Below are 21412 nucleotides of genomic sequence, written 5' to 3'. Positions count from 1 at the left end.
CAAGAGTAGCTTCTGCTACTCTTTTTTAATTTTTAAATCAATCATAGCTATTGCAAACGTCTCGCTTGTACCCATTAAAAATTCAATATTTTATTGCGTTAAAAGGCTGACATCTGCCGTTTCTTTGTTTTTAATTACAATCTCTAAGCTTATCTTGACAATCTTCAAGTTCATCTTCTAAATTTCTAATTTTACTTTCCAAATCATATTTGTCACTTTCCAAATTTGACTTTTCACTTTCTAAATAGTAATTATTTGATAATCGATTGCTACTTTCATCATCAGAATCTTCTTTATCGGATTTACACTCTTCAAGTTCATCGTTTAATTCAGAAATGGAATTTTCGAAATCGCTTTTTTCACTATCACAGTAATCAATTTCAGAATTCAGTTTTTTGATTTCTCTTTGTTGATAAATGTTTAAACTTGCAGAAATAAGAATTATTAATATAATTACAATCTTTAGAATCAAGTTTTTGTTTTTCATGATGATTTCTGTTAGTGTGGAGGAAATGGTATGTAACATGTAATAGGCTTCATAAGCATCAGACTTTATTTCCTCAAATATATAAATAAATCTTACAAGAAATCAAGTTTTTTCAATTGCGTGTAGCTTTAACCAGATGATAGAAATAAACAAGGCTTAAACCAAATCATGATTGAGATTTGGCTAAAGCCTTTTGAAAACTTTAATTTTAAAATGGCTTAAAAGCCATTTCTATTGATTTTTATAGAAGCGGATATTCTCTTTTATTTACTTTATACTAGCAATCTATTCTATTTTCCTAAAAAACTAGTGCTAAACACTAATACTATTGGTTCGAACTAGATGGTCTATTGGTTCGAAGTACCAATACTATTGGTGTTAAGTAACTCTATTATTAGTACGAAGTAGGTAGTCTATTGGTTCGACCTACCAATACTATTGGTGTTAACTACCTCTATTATTAGTACGAAGTAGGTGTTCTATTGGTTCGAAGTACATATACTATTGGTTCAAACTGTGTGGTCTATTGGTTCGACCTATCAATACTATTAGTACTTCGTACCAATAAAGCAGGTGTTAAACAGTAATACCGGCAGGGATAACAAAAAAAATCGCCTTTTTATTGCTAAAAGAGGCGATTTAAAGATTTCCAGAACCCTATCGGGGTTTTAAACCCTGATAGGGTTGATTAAACATATTATTTTTTAGCTGCATCAATCAATTGCTGAATACTGTCCCAATTGTAATAATGAAACGTCATTCCGTTGCTCATGGCTACAAAAAGTCCGTTTTGAAACTGACCACCAAGATTTACACTGGTCACGTCAGCTCCATCACACTCAATAGTTGACGTTGGAATTTCTGCTAATAATGGGTATTCATTTGGGTTGCCATTCGCTCCTTCTCTTGGATACACCATAAAGGTATTCGCCTGCTGGTTGGAAACTAAGATATAACCTTCGGTAGCTGATTTTTTATAAATAGCAATTCCTTCGTTATCAGCTTTAAAGTCTTTTTGACCAAAAAGAGCTAATTCATTATCATTTTTAGCGGCCGGATCAGCCACGTATTTTCGGATTCCAAATTGTTCGTCGCAATATAAAATAGTTCCTAACTCATTATCCACCGCAATGGCTTCGATTTCTTTTTTACCGCTGTAATTTCCAAATTTACGGATTACTTTTGCACCGGCTTTTCCGTTACCTGCATCGGTCAGTTCATACTGCCATAAATAACTTCCCGAAGGTCCTTCTTTTCTGCCTACGACAGCAAAAATCTTATGGTCGCTGGCTCTGGTATACAATGCAATTCCCATTGGGGCACGCAATTCTTCACCTTCAAAAACCGGAATTCCGCCATTATCAATAGGCTCTAAATCAGGCAGACTAAAAATACGAATGCTGTTCGTTTCACGCTCCGTTGTTACAGCCACGTCAACTTTTTTCCCATTCAGCACTAATCCGTAAGCAATATCAACATTATTAGGTCTTTGCAACGGAATCGATTTTTTAATGATTTCACCCTCTAAATCAAAAGCATACAATCCACCGTCAGTATCTTTATCAGTACCCACAATAATGCTTTTTGAAGCATCATTGGGGTTAATCCAAATAGACGGATCATCAGTGTCATGAGGCAAAGTCTGGGTAATTATTGTTGGTTTTAAAGCATCTTTTCTAACAGCTGCTAATTTACTTCCACAAGAGACTGCTGCGAATCCTAAAACGGCAATGGCTATATATTTTGTTTTCATCTTATTTCTTTTAAACGAAAAAGTGACAGGATCTAATAATCCTGTCCACTTTATCTTAAATTATTTATTTGTTATCCGTTGGGTGTAATTAGTTTTTGATGATAATTTTTCGTCAGTTCGAGTGATTTTCGATAGAAAATCGTATCGAGAACAAGAAAAATTTCTTTAAAAACGGTTCTCGATACATTTTTTGTTCCGTTATACTCCACAAAAAACACTCGAACTGACGTTTTTAATAATTATATCCAATGTGTTATTTGTTATTAAAAGTCAAATTTTAAACCAAAGTTAAAACGTGCCTGATAGTATTCCACCTGTTTTGTGTTGGCTTCCACACCCTGATAATAACGTAACGGCTGATTGGTTAAGTTATTCGCTTCCGCAAAAAGACGAATGTTTGGAGTGATTTTGTAAGCAGCGTTTGCGTCCAGAAAAAATTGCTTGTCATAATAGCTATCCTGATACCCGTCAGCTCCTAATTCATCTAAATAATCGGCAGCAAAATTAGTAGAAACCCTTGCTGAGAAACGACTATTTTCCCATGATAATGAACCGTTAAACATGTGTGGTGCTGTTCCCGGAAGGCTGATATTTGTTCTTTCATTTCCGTCTTCATCAGCTATTCCTTTGGCTTCCGATTTTGTATAAGTATAGTTCAGATAAACTCCAAATCCTCTTAAAAATTTACTGTCAAAGAAATCTAACTGACGTTGTAAAGCTACTTCAAATCCGTAAACATCTACACTTTTACCGTTTCTGGACTGTACAAAAGACCAGTTTTCTCCTGCCGGAACCGGGTTAACCTGATTTGGAAAATCGGCAGCAAATTTTTCGGTTGTATATTGATTGTCACTATAATTATAGATAAAATCATTCAATCTCTTGTAGAAAACACCTCCAGAAATCAAACCTACTGATTTGAAATAATTCTCGGCCATGAAATCATAATTATAAGAATAGGTAACATCCAGATCCGGATTTCCGGCAGTAATCTCCTTATCGGCTGCAATGTTGTTTACATAAGGCGCTAAAGCATAATAATTAGGTCTTGCCAAAGCGGTAGTTGCAGCAGCTCTTAAAATTAAATCTTTAGTAGCATTATATTGAAATGAAATACTTGGCAATACATTGGTATACGTATTGGTAGTCGTGATTTCACCTTCTAATTCTTCTTCGTCTAATACGCGGTTTCCGGTATAATCGATATAAGTAGTTTCTGAACGTAATCCTAAAACCATCGATAATTTATCATTAAAATCCTGATCCCACCTTACATAAGCGGCATAAATATTTTCTTTAGCACTATAATTTACTGCCAGATACTCAGCCGGATCTGCTTCTTTATCAAATAAAGCGGCATTGTTCAGATCTAAATTAGCTAAATAATTAGCAGAAGCAAAAGTTCCGGCTACGTATTTTTCTCCCGGATTAAATCCTTTTCCATCAAAAAAGCTGGTAGGAACATCCGACAGCAAAGCCATATCATCATTAACAGGCTCGTAAGCATAGAAAATATTGTTTCTCGATTTTTCTTTCATGCGCAATCTAAGACCTGTTCTTAATCTTCCCTTTTCAGACGGAATAATAGTAAAAGGCACACGAATGTTTATTTTAGCTCCAAATTCACTCTCGGAAGTATCATCTGTATTTTCAGTAACGGAATCAAATTCCAGTTGATCCAGTTCTTCACCTGATGAAGTCACTAAAGGAAATTTGTTTTCTGAAAAATCCTGAAAAATATCCAGTCCTTTTTGACGGTACTCGATATAACGCTCTCCCGGACGGTATTCTCTTGCCTTAGAATAGTTAGCTGACCAGTCTAAATCCAGTTTAGAATTGATTAAGTGTTCTCCGCGAAGGGAATAATTTTGAACTCTTTGATCTTCTAACCTTCTTCCTTTGTTTCGATTATTATCTACTCCGCCTTTAGTCTGACGCTTTACACGACCTTCAAAACCAATGATGTCTTCACCATCATAAATCGCTACAATATCATCATAAGTAGTTCGGAAACGGTTCTCTCTATCGTCTCTCCAGTTGTAAATAGCATTCGCAAAAATGGTATTGTTTTCATTGAATTTATAATCCATAGCGACAGAAGCACTACGACGGATACGTTGTACATCATACTTTCTGATTTCGGCAGCCTGTAGAAATTCGTTTCCAAATTCGTCTTTTACCCATTCATTTTCTACGTTATCTGAACCGTAATCCACATTGTTATAAGAGCCACTAATTACTGCTCCAAATTTATTATTAAAAAAACGGTTTCCATAAACCAGACCCGCTGTATAAGATGCTTTTTCACGAATAGGCAGATAACCTCCTGCAACTGTAGCCGAAATTCTCTCTCCGTTTGGAGTGGCTCTGGTCACTAAGTTTACCGATCCCCCGATAGCATCAGCATCCATATCAGAAGTCAGGGTTTTATTAACTTCAATGGTCGAAATCATATCAGATGGAATCAGGTCCATTTGTACATTTCTGTTATCTCCTTCAGCAGATGGAATTCTGTCGCCATTCAGAGTAACAGAGTTTAAGGACGGTGCCAAACCTCTGATAATAATATTTCTGGCCTCACCCTGATCATTTTGCATGGTAACACCAGGAACACGTTTTAAAGCGTCTCCGATATTAGCATCCGGAAAACGTCCCACCTGATCAGATGAAATTACATTTCCAATATTTTTATTGTGTTTTTGCTGGTTTAAAGCTTTCGCCTGCCCTTTTAAAATATCTCCAACAACAACTTCGTTTAATTGTGTACCAGCAGTTTTTAAAGAAAAATTATAAACAGCATTTGCACCTTTAGTTACGGTAAGAGAAGCTGAACCAGCTTCATATCCTATATAAGTTACTTTTACAGAATAAGAACCTTCTTGTACATTTAAGAATTCATAACGTCCATTATAATCAGAAATAGTATACTTATTCATACCCTCTAATTGCAGCATTGCTCCGGGTAACGGCATTTTGTCATCAGCATCAAGCACTTTTCCGGATATCACTCCTTTTTGAGCATAACCTGCCAGTGCAAGTAAAAAAAACAGCACGACTAAATAATTTTTCTTCATTGTTCTTGTTTTAATTAATTTTGACGCAAAACTAGATGTCCATCATTAACTAAAACACTGAAAAAAATTAAGCTATTGTTATCAATTTTGACTTTGAAAGGAAATTTAATTACGATAAAATAACATTGGGAATTAAATCATACAAAAATCGACTGACAGAAAATCCAAATAAAGAATATCAAAAAAATCCCAGTATAACAGATAGATTTTTGCACCCAGATTAATTTTTCTAAAACTGGCCGGTGTAAATCCGTAGAAAAATTTAAACGCAGCCGAAAAGTGAGACACATCTTTATACCCGCATTTGTAAGCTACTTCGCTTACATTAGAAACTTCATTTTTAAACAATTTTTTAGCATATTCCATCCTCAGTTGCGTAACATAACTTTTTATGGTCGTTTTAAAATGAGTTTTAAACCCTTTCTTTAGTTTAAATTCATTTAGAGAAATTAATCGGGAAAGCTCCGAAAGAGAAGGAGCATTTGTGAAATTTTTTTCTAAAATTAATTTAGCCTTCAACAGCTTGCTTAAATATTCTTCATCTGTTATTTGTTCGATTTCATTATTAGGTTTTTCTATTAACGAATCCAATTGAAAAATCAGCAATTCTTTAATCTTAGCTTCTAAGTACATTTTCTTCATGGATTCATTATAGGTACAGTTTTTAATTTCATGAATAACCCATTGTATCCCGGAGGTAAAAGGGGCAAATTTAGGTGTCAGATATCCTGTCTTTTTTTGATTAATATTTTTCGAAAACTTTTTATGAAGTCCCCAGTCTTCATGAATCAATTTAGAATAGAAATCAGGAGTTAAAATAATGGAAAAATAATTTATTTCTGTTAAAGCGGGAATTCTGTAAGTCGCTTTCAATTGAGAAGCATACAGGATATTATGGGTATTTTCTATAGAAAACTGTTCTCCTTCCAGTGAATCAATGCAGGTTCCAAGATTATTCGAATAAATAAAATTCATTACGATAGACTCGCCCCGCATTTCAGTCTGAATGATCTGCTCCTTTGAAAAAAACATTTTGATATCCAGAATCATAATTCCTTCAGTGATTTGATTATGAATGGTGACTTCATCAATTTCATCAATTTTCAAAGTGCTTTTATCTTCCGCAAACTGACTTTTCTGATGATAGGCATCACCCGTTTCAATTGCAATGAAAGGTTGCAGATGCCCTAAAATTTTCGATTTGAATTCCATAATAATAATCCGTTTTTACAAAGTAATAATCCGTTTTTCCCTAACTCTTTTGTTTGTGTTGCGTGTACTTTTGCGCAAATTTATTTATAATAAATCTAATTAAGAATAGTTTTTGAAAAAAAAGCATATTAATCACATAATGAACATAAAACACTTTTTAAATATCATATTTTTCTTCTTTTTAACTGCAGCGTTTGCTCAGGACAGTATTTCTTTGGTAACGGAAGGAAAGAAAGAGAAAGAAGAAAAAACAACTAAAAAAGAAAAAAAAATCAGCACAAAAACTGAAGAAGCCGAAGAATTACACGCTGTAAGTATTCGAGGAAAATCAAAAAAGCAAAAAACAGAAACTTCCGGTTTTGCTGTCGCTATTATTGAAACTAAAGAAGCCTCTTTAAGAAACTTAACCACCAATGAATTACTGGACAGATCTGTTGGTGTACGTGTAAGACAAAATGGAGGAATCGGTTCTAATGTAGAATATAACTTAAATGGAATGTCAGGAAATACAATAGGTATTTTTATTGACGGAATAGAAGCTTCAACCTATGGTTCTTCTTTCAATTTAAATAATATACCTCCTGCGATGATTGAACGCATTGAGGTTTACAAAGGAGTTTTGCCATCACATTTAACCGGTGATTATGTGGGTGGAGCTATCAATGTCGTGTTGAAAAAAGATGTTTCCAAAAATAGCTTAAACATGGCTGCTTCTTATGGTTCGTTTAATACTTTTCAATCAGATTTCGGAGGAACTTATCGAGACAAAAAAACAGGATTATCTGTTAGAGGTTCCGGATTTTATACTTATACCGATAACAGTTATGAAACCTGGGGAAAATCCAGTACTTACGTAAATCCTGGTGGAGATATAATCCCATATTATCGAGCTAAACGCTTTAACAATACCTATAAAAATATTGGTGGTCGAATTGAAGCAGGATTTACCGATACCAAATGGGCAGATCAGTTTTTTATTGGCTATAATGGATCTAATAATTACACTGAAATTCCACATGGAATAACCATGTCAACTCCTTATGTAGGCAGATTTAGTAAAATGAAAGCCAGTGTATTAATGTTAAATTACGTGAAGAAAAATTTCTTATTAAAAAATTTATCCTTAACTACAAGTGCTACACGAAGCTACCGCAGTACCTATCTTCAGGATACTGTAGGCTATGCCTACAACTGGGATGGAAAAATTAGACAAACTCCTATCTACGTAGATCTTTATGATGAAAACGGAAATCCAATATACGAAAGAGATGAAAATGGTAATATTAAATACAGACAAGAAACGGGTGAGCCAATCATCGCAACCGAACAAAGATTTGTACCTCTAAAAACACTCCAAGGAGGTCAACAAGGGAAAAAACAAATTACCAATACAGATAGAAAAATCACGAATATTCGTTCTAATTTAGGTTACATGATCACTGATGGTCACCGTGTCTCCTTGAATCATAAACTAGAAGTAACTGACAGAAAGAATGAAGACTTATTAAATAATACTATAACCGATTTAGCTACTATTAGTAAGATTACCAAGAATATTCTCTCTATGAATTATGAGGCGAAAACTTTCAACAGAAAACTCCAAACCAATATTTTAGTAAAATATACCAATAACCGAACCGATCAAACAGAATACGAAATTGCAACTGTTAACGGAATCAATTCAATAGTAAAAGTAGATACAGCCTCAATCAATGAAAATTTTGGATACGGTGCCACAATATCCTATAACATTCTATCTAATTTACACCTAATTGGGTCCACTGAAAATTCGCCTATTATGCCGTCTGATGAGCAATTTTTTGGAGCTCCTGAACGAAATATCATCGCTAATCTTGCCTTAAAACCTGAAAAATACATTAACTATAATTTAGGTTTCCGCTGGGGTCCATCTGATTTTGGTAAACACAGAATTTCATTATATGCTAATGCTTTTTGGCGTAATGGATACGACAAAATAGTATCACGACCTCTACCAGAAATCGAAGCTGAAAATCCGGAAGACCCAAATATTCAGGTAACTCAATATGTTAATCTTGATCACACACAGGCAAAAGGTTATGAGGCCGAAATAATTTATGTATATAACAACCGTTTGAATACATCCTTTAATTTTTCGAAATTCAATAATCTTGATAAAAGTACACTTGATGACACAGGTAATCCAAATGCCTATTATGGACATCAGGTTCCCAACGAACCTTTCTTTACGATGAATTTGAATACCCAATATAGTTTTAAAGATCTATTTCAAAAAGGTTCGATACTGAATGCTTACTACACCATAGGATTTGTAGGCGAATATTATATTGCCAGAGGACAGGCGGAATGGTCAAAAACTCCCAACCAACTTCCTCAGGATTTAGGACTAAGCTATCGTTTTCCTTCAAAGAAACTGGTTGCCAGCTTAGATATAAAAAATATTTTCAATGCCGAGGTCTATGATAATTTTCAAATTCAAAAACCAGGTCGTGGCATCTATTTCAAATTGAATTACACTTTAAATAATTTTTAATAATCAAATAAATCAATATCATGAAAAAAAATCTATTCAAAATAGGATTGTTTAGTATGGCCTTAGCAGCTCTTACATTAGGAAGCTGTAGCAATGATGACAATAACAACAACGATTCAGGCAATAATTCTGGAGATGACGGAAAACGTTGGATTTCTCTAACAGGATCATTTCCAGATGAAAATGGATCTGCAGGTGATGGTGGTACGCGTGCTTATGCCATTTCTGAAGAAAACGCAGCTGATCCCAACTATGTTGTTGAATTATTTAAAATGGAAAATCAAAAATATGTAAATGGTTTTGCATTAAAATCACAACGTACTGCCCGTGTACAAGCATCAGCTGATGGAAAATATTTATATAACATTCAATACGTTGGAACTGATGGTGGTGTTTTCAACAAATACCAGGTTAATGGTGAAGGAGACTACAAAGAAGTAGGTTCTGAAGTAAACACAGCTACAATCCTTGGCACAGCTCCTCGTTGGGTAAAAGCTGCCGAAGGGATTGGAGTAGGAGTTTATGCTAGTGCTGGCGATATAGAATACGAAGGAACTGCTCCAAATTTTGTTTTCAAAAAGCGAGAAAGTGAAATTAAAATTGCAACAATCAATTTAGATGACACCTATATTGCTAATACAGCTGTATTCAATTTCCCTTTCACCGATGCAGAAAAAGCTGCTGGTTATTATGTAGGACGCGTTGATGTTCCTGTATTGAACGCTGCTAAAGACAGAATCTACATCGGATGTAATGTAAGTAAATATAATCCTGCTGGAACACCTACAATAAATACTTCAGGAATTCCTTCATGGCCAAGTGATGCTGCTAATATTGATGGTACAAAAACATTGGTAGTAGATTATCCTTCTCTAAGAAACCCAAGAGTTCTTACTTCTACCTTAACAAAAGCTAACAATCATGGATATCGTACTATGACACAACATGTGGGAACTGATGGTCATGTTTATCAGGCAACTGCTACTTCCGGTGCTGATATCTTACGTATTAGTAAAACTACCTATGACTATGATGCAAATTACCATTTTAACTTAAACACTGCTTTAGGAATAACTGGTGCTCAAATTAGAGCCTGGAAATATGTTAAAGATGGTATTGCGGTAGTACTTTATACTATTTCAGGAACTGAAGGTGGTTATATTGCTTTAATCAACTTAAATGATAAAACAGCTACTAAATTAGCTACAGAAATTGAAACAAATGCTGGTTTAAATACTACTTTAGGTCAATACCAAAATATTGGTGTAATTGGCGACAATGTATATCTTCCTTTAACTCCTGCAGGTGCAGATGGTAACATTTACATAGTAGATACAAAGGCTAAAACAATCAAAAAAGGAGCTCAGTTAAAAACAGCTACTGGTAGTTTTTACTTAGGTGCTTACTAAAAAATAAAGATTTTTTCCAAATACGAAACCCCGACAAGTTTATATTTATCGGGGTTTCGTATTTTAAAAAATGTCCATTTCAACTACATCAAACTCAAAATTTCTTTTTTCAGGGCATCATATTCGCCTTGTAAAATTAATCCGTTATCAAGGAGTTTTTTGTAATTCTGTAGTTTTGCAAAAAGTTCATCCTGAGTCAATTCACTCGTTGGCTTTTCTGTAGCAGGCGCAGATTCAGTAGAATTAGAAACTGCCGGCATAATCTCAGCATAATGAGTGACCTCTTCAGTTTCTATTTCTTCTACTTCTTCTCCACTATCATCCTTAGCAGTTGTTGCTGTGTTATGAACAGTGTTGTTTTTTAAAAAATCCAATTGCTCTTTAGCATACGTAAATATCTTTCTGGCCTGAGTTTTCGGAATATAATCAATCGATACTGTCATATCTGTTTTTGTAGAAAAGGAAAATTCAGAACCTAAAATATTTTCTTTTACAAAAGTGCCTTCGATCTGATCCCAGGTATAATCGATAAAATCCATTGAAAGTCCTAAATTTTTAGGCTGACAAATAATGATTCGTTTATTGGTCAAAACAATACTGTCGGGAAAAACCGTAAGTGCCGGTTTTTTCTGTACACCTATATAGCCTATTTCTTCATTCTTCATCAATAAATCATTCAGCTTTGAAGTAATTTTTTCGATAGCTTTAGGATCCTGCTCTTCGTTTAAAAATTTTTTAATCTGATCTTTCATGTGAGACTTCTTTTATTTTGCTTTTTATTGAATAGTTAATTTAATTCCTTACAAAAGTAACATCTAATTTCATAAAAATGAGTTAATTATTCAGACTTTAGTTTGTCATTTTATTTGATAAAAATACACAAAAAAGCCTTAGTTTTTTTAAGACAAACTAAGGCTATATATTTTTTTGAAAGAACCGAATTAAATCAATCCTTTTCTTTTTTTCTCTAAGTAACCATAATAGGTCAGATTAGTAGGAACATCTGTCTTTGGAAAGAAATAGCTTGCAATCCAGCCTGTAAAAAACAATACAAAATGGCTGTAAACTCCTAACATGTATTTGTGCTGCGTAAAATTATAAGCTCCCATATCCAAAATCAGCTTTTTATCTTCACCTGATCCTGTCGAAGTAGAAGTTAACAAAGCAAAACCAGTAAATAAAATACAGGCAACAATACCCACATTCAAGCCTTGTCTGTTGGCTCTGTTTACAAAAAGTCCCAGCAATAACATACCTGCAATCCCCCCTGAAAAAATAGCATACAACATAAAAACAGTAGATAAGATCCCCTCGTTTTCACCAGAATAAACATATACTGTAGCAACTAAAACAGCTGCTAATCCGGCTAACACTACCAGAATTTTCCCCATCCTTAGCTGATCCATTCCCGAACTGTGAGGTCTGATTCTTTTATAATAATCATCTACTCCAACTGCTGCTAAACAATTCAAATCCGCATCCAAACTCGATATTGCTGCTGCAATCAATGCCGATAAAATTAAACCTACCAAACCGGGCGGCAATTGTGTGGTAATAAAATAAGGAAAAACAGCGTCAGAACTAATGCCTGCCGGTAGTTCTAGTGGATTTAACGCATAAAAAGAGAATAATGCTGTCCCTATAAACATAAACACAGTCCACACAGGCACTGTAATTGCAATCCCCATTATTGAGGCCCGGATAGCATCTTTATCCGATTTAGCGGTCAGATACCGCTGAACAATCGTTTGATCCGCTCCGTATTTTTGAATGGCATAAAAAATACCATTGATGACCATAACCCAAAAAGTAAGGTTAACAAAATCAAAATCATAAGGACCAAAACCTATTTTGTCATGCGCCACAGCATAACTTACTATTTCGCCAAAACCACCATCTGTCTTAAAAATAATGACAGCTATAGCTACTATACCACCTAAAATTAATAAAAATCCCTGAATAACATCTAACCAGATAACGGCTTCCATCCCGCCAAAAAGTGTGATGAAAATGATAGCTATACCTATTACCCAAATAATCGTTAAGGCATCGAATCCGGTCATGGAAGATAAGGCTAATGCCAATAAAAACAGTACAGAACCCATTTTAGAAAAATGAGCAAATATAAATCCTAAGGAACCATAGACTCTGGCGAGATATCCAAATCGTTTTTCGAAATATTCATAAGCACTTAAACCGATGACATTGCGGTACAAAGGCACAATAAAACGAATAGAAAACAGCAAAACTACAGGAACCATAAATCCCTGAACCAGCAAAATCCAGTTTGATTTAAATCCTTCTCCCGGATAAGCCAGAAAGGTTACACTACTGATTAATGTTGCAAAAATAGACATTCCAACTGCCCAGGCAGGGATATTTCCACTGGCGGCAAAATATTGCTCTGTATTGGTGTTTTTTTTAGAAAACTTAACTCCAACCCAAAAAGTTGCAATCAGAGATAAGACGATAATCAGATAATCAATAAAATGTAACGAAGCTTGATTCATAATTTATTAAAATTAAAATTTCCAGACAGACTCAGTCCATTGATAACTTCCTGGTTTTAGGGTTAAATGCATTTCTTTTTCCTGCTCTATTCTCATTCGTATTACTCCTTGTGCTAATTCCTGTTCCGGGTAAAACTTTTTATATTCTAATTTTTCAATTATAGAATAGGCTGTCGCACCACCTTCTATCAATAATTCTTCCACTTTTACCCTGGCTAGCACTTTTTTTATTACAGTTGAAAAAATTTCCTTAATTCGAGACGGAATATTATCAACATCATCACAATCCAGAGTATCAATAGCAATAATTACTTTATCATTTTTCATTACAGCAAGAATGATTTCGTTTGCCCAGTTTTCAATCGTTTCCTGATAATCCTCTTTACAGAAAATCGTTTTTGGCATATATAAAACGCTTCCTCCGCTTTCTTTCAATTTCCTAACCACTTCTCTGCTTGGCAAATGATTGCTTCCACAAACATACAAAGCTTTTTTCCCAAACAATAATGCCGGTTTTTCTACCTCTTTTTCTTTTTTTATTTTTCCCAGAATAGCATTAAAAAAACTGGCTCCACCTGCCGGCAACATGGTATCATCCATTACATTTGCCCACCCCATCAAATCTTCATTAGTGGGTGTATTACCAATTATAAAACCTTCCTGAGGAATTTTTTGTCCCAATGAAACAGAAAACGACTGATCTTTATAATCATCGCCAATCATGTCTAAAACATTTGAAGTAGTTCCCTTATCAAATTCATCACCAAAAAAATCAGACTCCATCAATGGAATATTATTGATATAATAAATCCCGTTTACAATAGTCCTGTTCATAGAAGGATTAGCTGGAACTAACAATACTTTTTTCTTTCCGGAAATAGCTAATTGTACTTCCAGTTCGTCTCCAATTTTTCCCCTCAATAAAGAATCAGTCTTTTTATAAATAAAATCGGGACCTAATTTAAGTAATTCTTTTGTAACGTCTTTAATTTGTTTTTGAGCTTCAATTTTACATAAAGACCTCGTATTAGTTGCAATCACTAAAACATCACAGTTATAATCTTTATTCACGCAAGTATCTATCGTAACAGAAAATCCGTTGCGAAGTGCGATTCCGCCAATTTCGGCAGCACCTGTAAAATCATCTGATATAACCGCTATCATCTTCTATTGATTGTCTTGTTTATTTTTATGAAGTTTAGCTGCATATTCGATAGCAAGAACCATAGCATCCGGGCTGGCAATGCCTCTTCCTGCAATTTCCATAGCCGTACCATGATCTACCGAAGTTCTGATTATGGGTAAACCTAATGTAATATTTACACCTCTTACACTCTTCATTTGTCCTTTAGACTGATCCCAGTTGAATCCAACTGTTTTAAATGGAATATGTCCCTGATCGTGATACATCGCCACACAGCCATCATAAACTCCCCCAATAGCTTTTGGAAACAAGGTATCGGCAGGAATTGGTCCTTCTACATTAAAACCTCTTTTTAACGCTTCCTGAACTGCCGGGAGAATTTCCTGTTCTTCTTCCCAACCAAAAAGTCCTCCGTCACTGGCATGCGGATTCAAACCTGCTACTCCAATTTTAGGATTTATAACTCCTAATTTTTTACAGGCATCATCAATAAGCGAAATGGTATCCAGAATTCGGTCTTTTTTAACCAAATCGCAAGCTTGTCGCAATGAAACATGCGTTGAAACGTGAATCACTCTTAAATTTTCTTCTACCAATAACATTCCGTATTTTTTGGTATCGGTATAATGTGCATAGATTTCGGTATGCCCGGCAAAAACGTGTCCTGCTTTTTGGATGGATTCTTTATTGATTGGTCCTGTAACGGTTCCGTCAATTTCTCCGGCTAAGGCCAATTCGATATTTTTAACTACCGTCCTAAAAGCCACGTCTCCGGCTTCAGCTGTGATTTCGCCCATTTTTAAATCGGCGATATTCATATAATTCAAATCAAAAACATCCGCTATACCTTTTTCGAATTTGGCGTCGGCAATTTTTGATATTCTGTTTATTTTTAAATCCAAACCACAAAAAGCAATCGCCTGTTCAAAAACATCAGCTTCACCTACTAAAACGGGGTTGCAAACTTCATAAACTTTAGAATCCAATAAAGCTTTTACAGCTACTTCAGGTCCTATACTTGCGGGATCTCCCATTGTTATCCCTAATACTGGCTTTCTATTCTCCATTATTCAATACTGTTTAAGCTTTTTAAATCGTTCCCGTAGTGGTTTATTTTTTCTGTGGCTATCTTTTCTTCTTCTTCATTCAGGTTTATCATTGGCAGCAAAACTTCTTTTGAACATAGATTATATTTAGCCAATAAAAACTTCAAAATCGGTATAGCATTGCACAAAATCTGGTTTTCCTGATACACTTTAGAAATAGCATCGCTTTTTTCCTGTGCTTTTTGTGCTGCTTCATTATTTCCTGAAAGAACACTTTCGTAAATAATGCTGTACAATTGCGGGGTTAGGTTTCCTGTACTTGGTACTAAACCATCCGCTCCAAGCAACATTCCTTCATATGATTTAGCTGCCCAGCCTAACAGATAAGAGAAATCTTCGCGATCTTTCCAAAGTCCGATGGCTTTTTCCATACGTTCTTCGCCTCTTTCTGACTCTTTGTAACCTACAATGTTTGGGTGCTCACTCAAAACATCTGCAGTTTCTAAATCAATAGACATATTAGTAGTCATAGGCATATTATACACAATTAGCGGCAAGGAAACAGCCGAGGCTAACTGCTGATAATAATTTAAAATATGATTTTGATTTAACGGATAATAATAAGGTACATGAGCGACTAAAACATCCACACCTAATGCTGTATATTGATCTGCCTGCTCTAGTGATTCCTGAAAAGAATTCCCTGAAATCCCGGCATATATCATTGCTTTTCCTTTAGCAACTTCAACTGTTTTTTTTACTAATGCTACTTTATTTTCGAAAGTAACTGAACTGGATTCCCCGGTAGTTCCTAAAACAAAAGGTTGGCATCCGCCCTGAATTAAGTGATTAACTAAAGTACTTACGGCATCCAGATCAATATTCTTATCTGCGCGCAATGGCGTTACCATTGGCACAACTACTCCACTATATTTTTTACTCTTTTTCATTCTTTATTTTACTAAAAAGCAGCTTTGTAAATGGCTATTGCATCATCAACCGCAATTTCTCTAATATTATTTTTTAATAATCGTTGTACTTTAACAGCTCCTTCGGCTAATTGAGGAATCGATTCTTCTTTAACTCCTGCCTCGCTCAAAGTTAACGGCAGACCACAATCTATAATTAATTGCTTCATGATTTTTACTCCTTCTAAGGCTGTTTCCTTTGAAGAAGCTTTTCTTTCGGCTCCTAAAACCTCCGCAATTCTTTCATATTTACTACAATCAGCTTCTATGTTATATTCCATTACATACGGCAATAACAAAGCATTCGATAATCCGTGCGGAATATGATATTCTACTCCTAATGGATATGACAAAGCGTGTACAGCAGCCGTGTTTACAGGACCAAGACACATTCCTCCATACATACTTCCTAAAGCAACCTGTGTTCTGGCTTCTAAGTCTGTTCCATCGTCACAGGCTCTTTTCAGATATTTTGCAATAAGTCTGACACCTTCCAAAGCATACAAATCCACAAAGGGATGTGCAAATTTATTGGTATATGCTTCTAAACAATGCGTTAAGGCATCAATTCCTGTTGCAGCTGTTATTTTTTTAGGCAATAAAACTGTCAATACAGGATCGATATAAGCTGCGTCGGGAACTAAATACGGACTAATAACACCTACTTTTTCTCCTTGATTGTTTACAAAAATAGCGTTAGGTGAAACTTCACTTCCTGTTCCGGAAGTTGTAGGAATACAAGCGACATAAGTTTGTCTTTCCTTTAGATTTCCATTTCCTTTAACTTCTTCTAAGGTTTGAGAATTCTTCAATTGTGCTGCTACTAATTTAGCAACATCCAATACACTTCCTCCACCGATACCTACCACGCTGTCAGCATCAAAATCTTTCGCTTTTAGCAGAATTTTGTCAAAATCATCAAATGTGGGTTCCCCAACAATACTTTCATCTACATAAACATCAACTCCGTGTGCTTGTAATTGCTGTATAAAAGGAGCCAGAGTGTTATTAAGTTCTGCTATACTTAACAGAAACATTTTTTTAAAGCCCTTTTCAACAAAATCACTAACAAACCGCTGCATACTTCCCTCCCCGAAAACAACGCGATTAGGATTTAAAATTACAATTTCTTTCATTCTTTCTTTTTTAACGCACTCCATTCTCAACACTGTAAAATCCTTTATCATTAAAAATGTAAACGTTTACATTTTTAATGATAAAAAAACTACTCCAATCGAGTAGTTGACTTTCTTAGTATTAATTCTGTTTTTAATATAATATTTTCTTTGTTTTTTTCAGGATTCAAAATTCTTTCATAAATCATTTCAGCAGCCTTTCTTCCCATATTAAAACCCGGCTGACGGACCGCTGATAACGGCGGATTTAATGAAATAGACCATGGCATATCATCAAAACCGATTATTGAAATTTCTTCCGGTATCTTAATTTTATTTGCATGAATAGCCTCTAAAGCTCCCAAAGTCAACAAATTATTTCCGGAAAAAATAGCTGTAGGTCTTTCTTTTAATTCTAAAATCTTATTCGCAATTTCAAATCCACTTTTATAATCGGTGTCTCTGGAAAAAATTAATTTTTCGTCAAAAGCTACTCCATAATCACTTAAGGCTCTTTTATACCCGGCCAGACGCTCTATATAAGTAGGAATTTTAAAATTTCCCGAAATAAATGCTATTTTTCTATGACCAATGCTTAACAAATGATCAATTGCATTAAAAGCACCTTGTTCATTATCCACTTTTACTACATCAACATCAATCTCCGTTAGCCCCCTGTCAATACAAACTACAGGAATATTCTTCTTCACCAGATTCTCAACTCCTTTATCTTTTCCGTGAATAGGAGCCACTATAAGACCGTCAATATTTTCAGACTGAAGAATATCCAAATACAACTTTTCTTTCTTTTCATCCTGTCCAAAATTACCTATCATAACTGCAAAATTGTTCTGATATGCATAATCTTCAACACCTCTGACAACATCTACAAAAAAAGGATTTTGGATATCGGGAATAACCAAACCTAACAATTTAGTTTTGTTATTGGTACTTCTTAAACGTTGTGCCACCCGATTAGGCTTGTATTCTAAGGCCTCAATGGAAGCCATAACTTTAAGCATAGTAGCTTTGCTTACCTTAGGATCATTGTTGATTACCCTAGATACTGTGGCTATAGAAACCTTAGAATGCTTTGCTACTGACTTTAAATTTGACACAATGTAAACGTTTACATGACAAATATGTAAATTTTAATCTTAAAAAACAAATTTTATAAACTTTTGTTTTTTTATTATCTTAAAAGAATAATAAAACTTCTGATTAACATCTAAAAACCCTAATCAACTCAGCAATTCCTTTTGAATATTCTTCGTTAAACTACTAAAAACCAAACCGTAAGAATGATCTATCATTTCTTTTAAAAATGAATCCGAAACATCGGTATTGATAGCCACTGTATTCCAGTGCTTTTTATTCATATGAAAACCGGGTTCAACCGCTTCAAACTGCAATCTCCACTCGACAGCAACCTCAGGATCACATTTCAAATTAACTGACGGCTGCCCTGACTCCCATTGTTTTAACGACGAAAGGGCAAACATCTTTCCTCCCACCTTAAAAACCAAAGTATCCTGATCAAAAGGAAAATGCTCCGTAACCCCTTTTTTGGAAAGACAATATTCATAAAAATCTTCTAAGTTCATAGTATTATTTTTTCCATTAATTTCTCCGGATGTGCTAATAATTTAAATCCAAATTTCTCATATAAAAAATGAGCATCCGTAGTAGCTAATCGCCAGATTTTTATGTTTTGCAATTCCGGTTCGTTCATCATAGCATCTATTAAAAGTGACGAATAGCCATTTCCCCTATGTTTTTCATCAATAAAAACATCCATCAAATAAGCAAAAACCACATAATCGGTAATTACTCTGGCAAAACCAATTTGTTGGTCATCCAAATAAATTCCGAAACAAAAAGAATGCTCAATTGTCGTTTGCACTTCTTCAATAGTACGACCTGCTGCCCAATAAATATCCTTCAAAAAATCATGAATAAAAGGAATATCTAATTTATTTTTATCGGTACAAACGGTAATCATATTTTGTATAAAACAGGTTTACTAGGACTGGCATCATTTTCAAAAGAAGCGATTTGCAAATTCAACAAATAACTTCCGTCTTGCACCTCATCAGGTACAAAAATCATTTCCGTAATAGTACAATTCAATCGGGCATCAACATTCAGATTATCCACATCTTTCACATTCCAAAATGCTTTATGCGCCAATAATTTTCCTTCGTCATGCTCTTTGTCCACACTGGGTAAATCAATCAAAAGATGTTGAATTCCGCTTTCGCGAATGAAAACCGCTGCTTCTTCAGACAAATAAGGCGGATTGCTATTGGAATAATTTTTATGTTTTTTAAGTCCAGAATTGGGTAAGGTTCGAATAATCAATGCTTCAGGCGTTTTCCTTTTCAAAAGATACTCAAGCTGATTTTTAGCAATTACCAAATCATCTCCGTGAATTTCCGGTTGTACAGAAATCAATTCACCAAAAAAGAAAAACGTTTTCAAACATTGATTGATACTAAAAAAATCTTTAGTAATATGACCCAAACACTCGGTATGTGTACCGTGAGCATGCGGATTAAAGAAGATATTATTAAAGTTGGTCGAAGCACCATCTTTCACACTTCCAATCCATTCTCCAAAAAAAACAGGTTTTATTTCCGGTTTATCCAGATACCAGGCAATAGGGTTCTCATCCGTATTCGTTAACGGAATGGAAATATCAATAGGTTTTGATAAATCGACTTCGAAATTGCTAATTTTTGCTAACATTTATGCTGAATTTATTTCAGCATCTCTTATGAGATACATTTATAAACTCAAATATAAATCTTTTAATTCTGGATTTACTAATTTTATCAAATTCAATTTCCAGTCTTTATGCCAGTTTTTTAATTATTTTTCTCTTTTGAAAGCATCTGAATAATCATCAAACTCTTCAAAATAAACCAATATTATTTCGTCAAAATATACACATATCCTTTTTCCATAATCATAGTATTAAAATGCTAAGATCCTGAAATTAATTCAGGATAAACAAATCACTTGCAATCCCATCCGTCAAAAACTTTCCTTTTGAAGTAGGTCTCAAAATATCATTTTCAATAAAAAGCAACTCATCATTCAGGAATTTTTGGGATTGTTTTACCAAATAATCCAAATAATCTTGTCCAAATTCATTCTGAATTCTGTCTAATGAAACACCCCAAATCGTTCGCAATCCCGTCATAATATATTCGTTATAACGGTCTTCCATTGTTAACTTTTCGGTTTCATTGGGCAATTGATTTTCCAAAATAGATTTAATATAAAGCGAATTATTTGCAATATTCCAACTTCTGGAAATCCCATCGTAACTATGTGCCGAAGGACCAATTCCGATGTATTTTTTACCCAACCAATAGGCCGAATTGTTCTTTGAAAAATAATCCGGCTTGCCAAAATTGGACAATTCATAATGTACAAATCCGTTTCGCTCTAATGTTTCTACCAGAATCATGAAATGTTCCGAAGCTACTTCGTCTTTTGGTTCATCAATTTTACCGTTTTTAATCAGTTTATTCAAGGCCGTTTTAGGTTCTACTGTCAAAGCATAACTAGAAATGTGTGGAATTCCAAAACCCAAAGCTGTTGCTATATTTTGCAACCATTTTTCGTTACTCATTCCCGGAATTCCATAAATCAAATCCAGGGAAATATTGTCAAAATATTTTGTAGCTAATTCCAAACTTTTTTTGGCTTCCTCCGAGTTATGCGCACGATTCATCATTTGCAAATCATCTTCAAAAAAGGATTGGATTCCAATAGAAAGACGATTAATTCCTATTTGTTTTATCGCAATTAAATATTCTTCGGACAAATCATCCGGGTTGGCTTCTAATGTTATTTCAGGATTATCGCAAAAAGTATAATTCTCATAAATCGAATCCATCAGCAATCTCAAATCTTCAATTTGCAACCTGCTTGGCGTTCCTCCTCCAAAATAAATGGTTTCAATAAGCTCATCTTTGTCACTTCGAGCGCAGTCGAGAAGCTCACTTTTCCGCATTTGAATTTCTTTAGCTAAAGCCAAAACCATTTCATTCTTCTTTTTCATCGAAGTCGAAAAATGAAAATCACAATAATGACAAGCCTGTTTGCAAAAAGGGATATGGATGTAGATTCCGCTCATTTTATAGTAGTCAG

The 21412-nt window shown here is 34.6% G+C and carries 17 protein-coding genes; 2 read left to right on the top strand and 15 right to left on the bottom strand.

Translation table 11 applies throughout. The annotated features are described in order from the left end of the window. Positions 1–130 precede the first annotated feature (130 nt). The 4 genes from ABS764_RS10150 to ABS764_RS10135 form a co-directional block, all read right to left on the bottom strand. The gene (locus ABS764_RS10150; RefSeq protein WP_408081678.1) at positions 131–487 is read right to left on the bottom strand and encodes a hypothetical protein; all 357 of its coding nucleotides are present in this window, start codon (positions 485–487) and stop codon (positions 131–133) included. Positions 488–1184: 697 nt separating this feature from the next. Then, the gene (locus ABS764_RS10145) at positions 1185–2240 is read right to left on the bottom strand and encodes a phytase (RefSeq protein WP_408081677.1); all 1056 of its coding nucleotides are present in this window, start codon (positions 2238–2240) and stop codon (positions 1185–1187) included. Positions 2241–2503: 263 nt separating this feature from the next. Beyond that, a complete protein-coding gene (locus ABS764_RS10140; RefSeq protein WP_408081676.1) occupies positions 2504–5314 on the bottom strand; it encodes a TonB-dependent receptor in 2811 nt (936 codons plus the stop codon). Positions 5315–5446: 132 nt separating this feature from the next. Next, on the bottom strand, positions 5447–6526 hold the full coding sequence (locus tag ABS764_RS10135) for a helix-turn-helix domain-containing protein (RefSeq protein WP_408081675.1): 1080 nt from the start codon (positions 6524–6526) through the stop codon (positions 5447–5449). Positions 6527–6665: 139 nt separating this feature from the next. Here ABS764_RS10135 and ABS764_RS10130 point away from each other — a divergent pair, with 139 nt between their 5' ends. Further along, positions 6666–9059 carry a TonB-dependent receptor plug domain-containing protein gene (locus ABS764_RS10130; protein WP_408081674.1) on the top strand — a complete coding sequence of 798 codons (2394 nt, stop codon included), beginning with the start codon at positions 6666–6668 and terminating at the stop codon, positions 9057–9059. A gap of 20 nt (positions 9060–9079) precedes the next feature. Continuing rightward, positions 9080–10468 carry a hypothetical protein gene (locus ABS764_RS10125; RefSeq protein ID WP_408081673.1) on the top strand — a complete coding sequence of 463 codons (1389 nt, stop codon included), beginning with the start codon at positions 9080–9082 and terminating at the stop codon, positions 10466–10468. Between the two features lie 83 nt (positions 10469–10551). Here ABS764_RS10125 and ABS764_RS10120 read toward each other — a convergent pair whose 3' ends face one another. The 11 genes from ABS764_RS10120 to hemW form a co-directional block, all read right to left on the bottom strand. After that, positions 10552–11220: a PH domain-containing protein gene (locus ABS764_RS10120; protein ID WP_408081672.1), complete on the bottom strand. Its 669-nt coding sequence runs from the start codon at positions 11218–11220 to the stop codon at positions 10552–10554. A gap of 189 nt (positions 11221–11409) precedes the next feature. After that, on the bottom strand, positions 11410–12978 hold the full coding sequence (locus ABS764_RS10115) for a sodium:solute symporter (RefSeq protein WP_408081671.1): 1569 nt from the start codon (positions 12976–12978) through the stop codon (positions 11410–11412). A 12-nt stretch (positions 12979–12990) separates the two neighbouring features. Continuing rightward, positions 12991–14142, bottom strand: coding sequence for a four-carbon acid sugar kinase family protein (locus ABS764_RS10110; protein ID WP_408081670.1), 1152 nt, complete (start codon positions 14140–14142; stop codon positions 12991–12993). 3 nt (positions 14143–14145) lie between these two features. Next, entirely contained in the window at positions 14146–15189 is a 1044-nt protein-coding gene (gene pdxA, locus ABS764_RS10105) for a 4-hydroxythreonine-4-phosphate dehydrogenase PdxA (RefSeq protein WP_408081669.1), read from the bottom strand. Next, positions 15189–16118 (bottom strand): dihydrodipicolinate synthase family protein, encoded by a 930-nt coding sequence (locus ABS764_RS10100; RefSeq protein ID WP_408081668.1) that lies wholly within the window; start codon positions 16116–16118, stop codon positions 15189–15191. Before ABS764_RS10100 ends, pdxA begins: the two co-directional genes overlap by 1 nt. A gap of 11 nt (positions 16119–16129) precedes the next feature. Further along, positions 16130–17272 (bottom strand): iron-containing alcohol dehydrogenase, encoded by a 1143-nt coding sequence (locus tag ABS764_RS10095; protein WP_408081667.1) that lies wholly within the window; start codon positions 17270–17272, stop codon positions 16130–16132. Between the two features lie 89 nt (positions 17273–17361). Then, on the bottom strand, positions 17362–18369 hold the full coding sequence (locus ABS764_RS10090) for a LacI family DNA-binding transcriptional regulator (RefSeq protein ID WP_408081666.1): 1008 nt from the start codon (positions 18367–18369) through the stop codon (positions 17362–17364). A gap of 123 nt (positions 18370–18492) precedes the next feature. Then, the gene (locus ABS764_RS10085) at positions 18493–18855 is read right to left on the bottom strand and encodes an MmcQ/YjbR family DNA-binding protein (protein WP_408081665.1); all 363 of its coding nucleotides are present in this window, start codon (positions 18853–18855) and stop codon (positions 18493–18495) included. Continuing rightward, positions 18852–19253, bottom strand: a complete 402-nt coding sequence (locus ABS764_RS10080) for a GNAT family N-acetyltransferase (RefSeq protein WP_408081664.1) — start codon at positions 19251–19253, stop codon at positions 18852–18854. Before ABS764_RS10080 ends, ABS764_RS10085 begins: the two co-directional genes overlap by 4 nt. Continuing rightward, positions 19250–19999 carry a cyclase family protein gene (locus ABS764_RS10075; protein ID WP_408081663.1) on the bottom strand — a complete coding sequence of 250 codons (750 nt, stop codon included), beginning with the start codon at positions 19997–19999 and terminating at the stop codon, positions 19250–19252. The genes ABS764_RS10080 and ABS764_RS10075 overlap by 4 nt, the downstream gene beginning before the upstream one ends. Positions 20000–20249: 250 nt before the next feature. Further along, a complete protein-coding gene (hemW, locus tag ABS764_RS10070) occupies positions 20250–21398 on the bottom strand; it encodes a radical SAM family heme chaperone HemW (protein ID WP_408081662.1) in 1149 nt (382 codons plus the stop codon). Between the last annotated feature and the right edge of the window lie 14 nt (positions 21399–21412).

Source organism: Flavobacterium plantiphilum (genome assembly GCF_046000495.1).
GTDB classification, from domain to species: Bacteria; Bacteroidota; Bacteroidia; order Flavobacteriales; family Flavobacteriaceae; genus Flavobacterium; species Flavobacterium plantiphilum.
The sequence above is the reverse complement of the archived record's forward strand: the minus strand, read 5'-3'. Positions and strand labels throughout refer to the sequence as shown.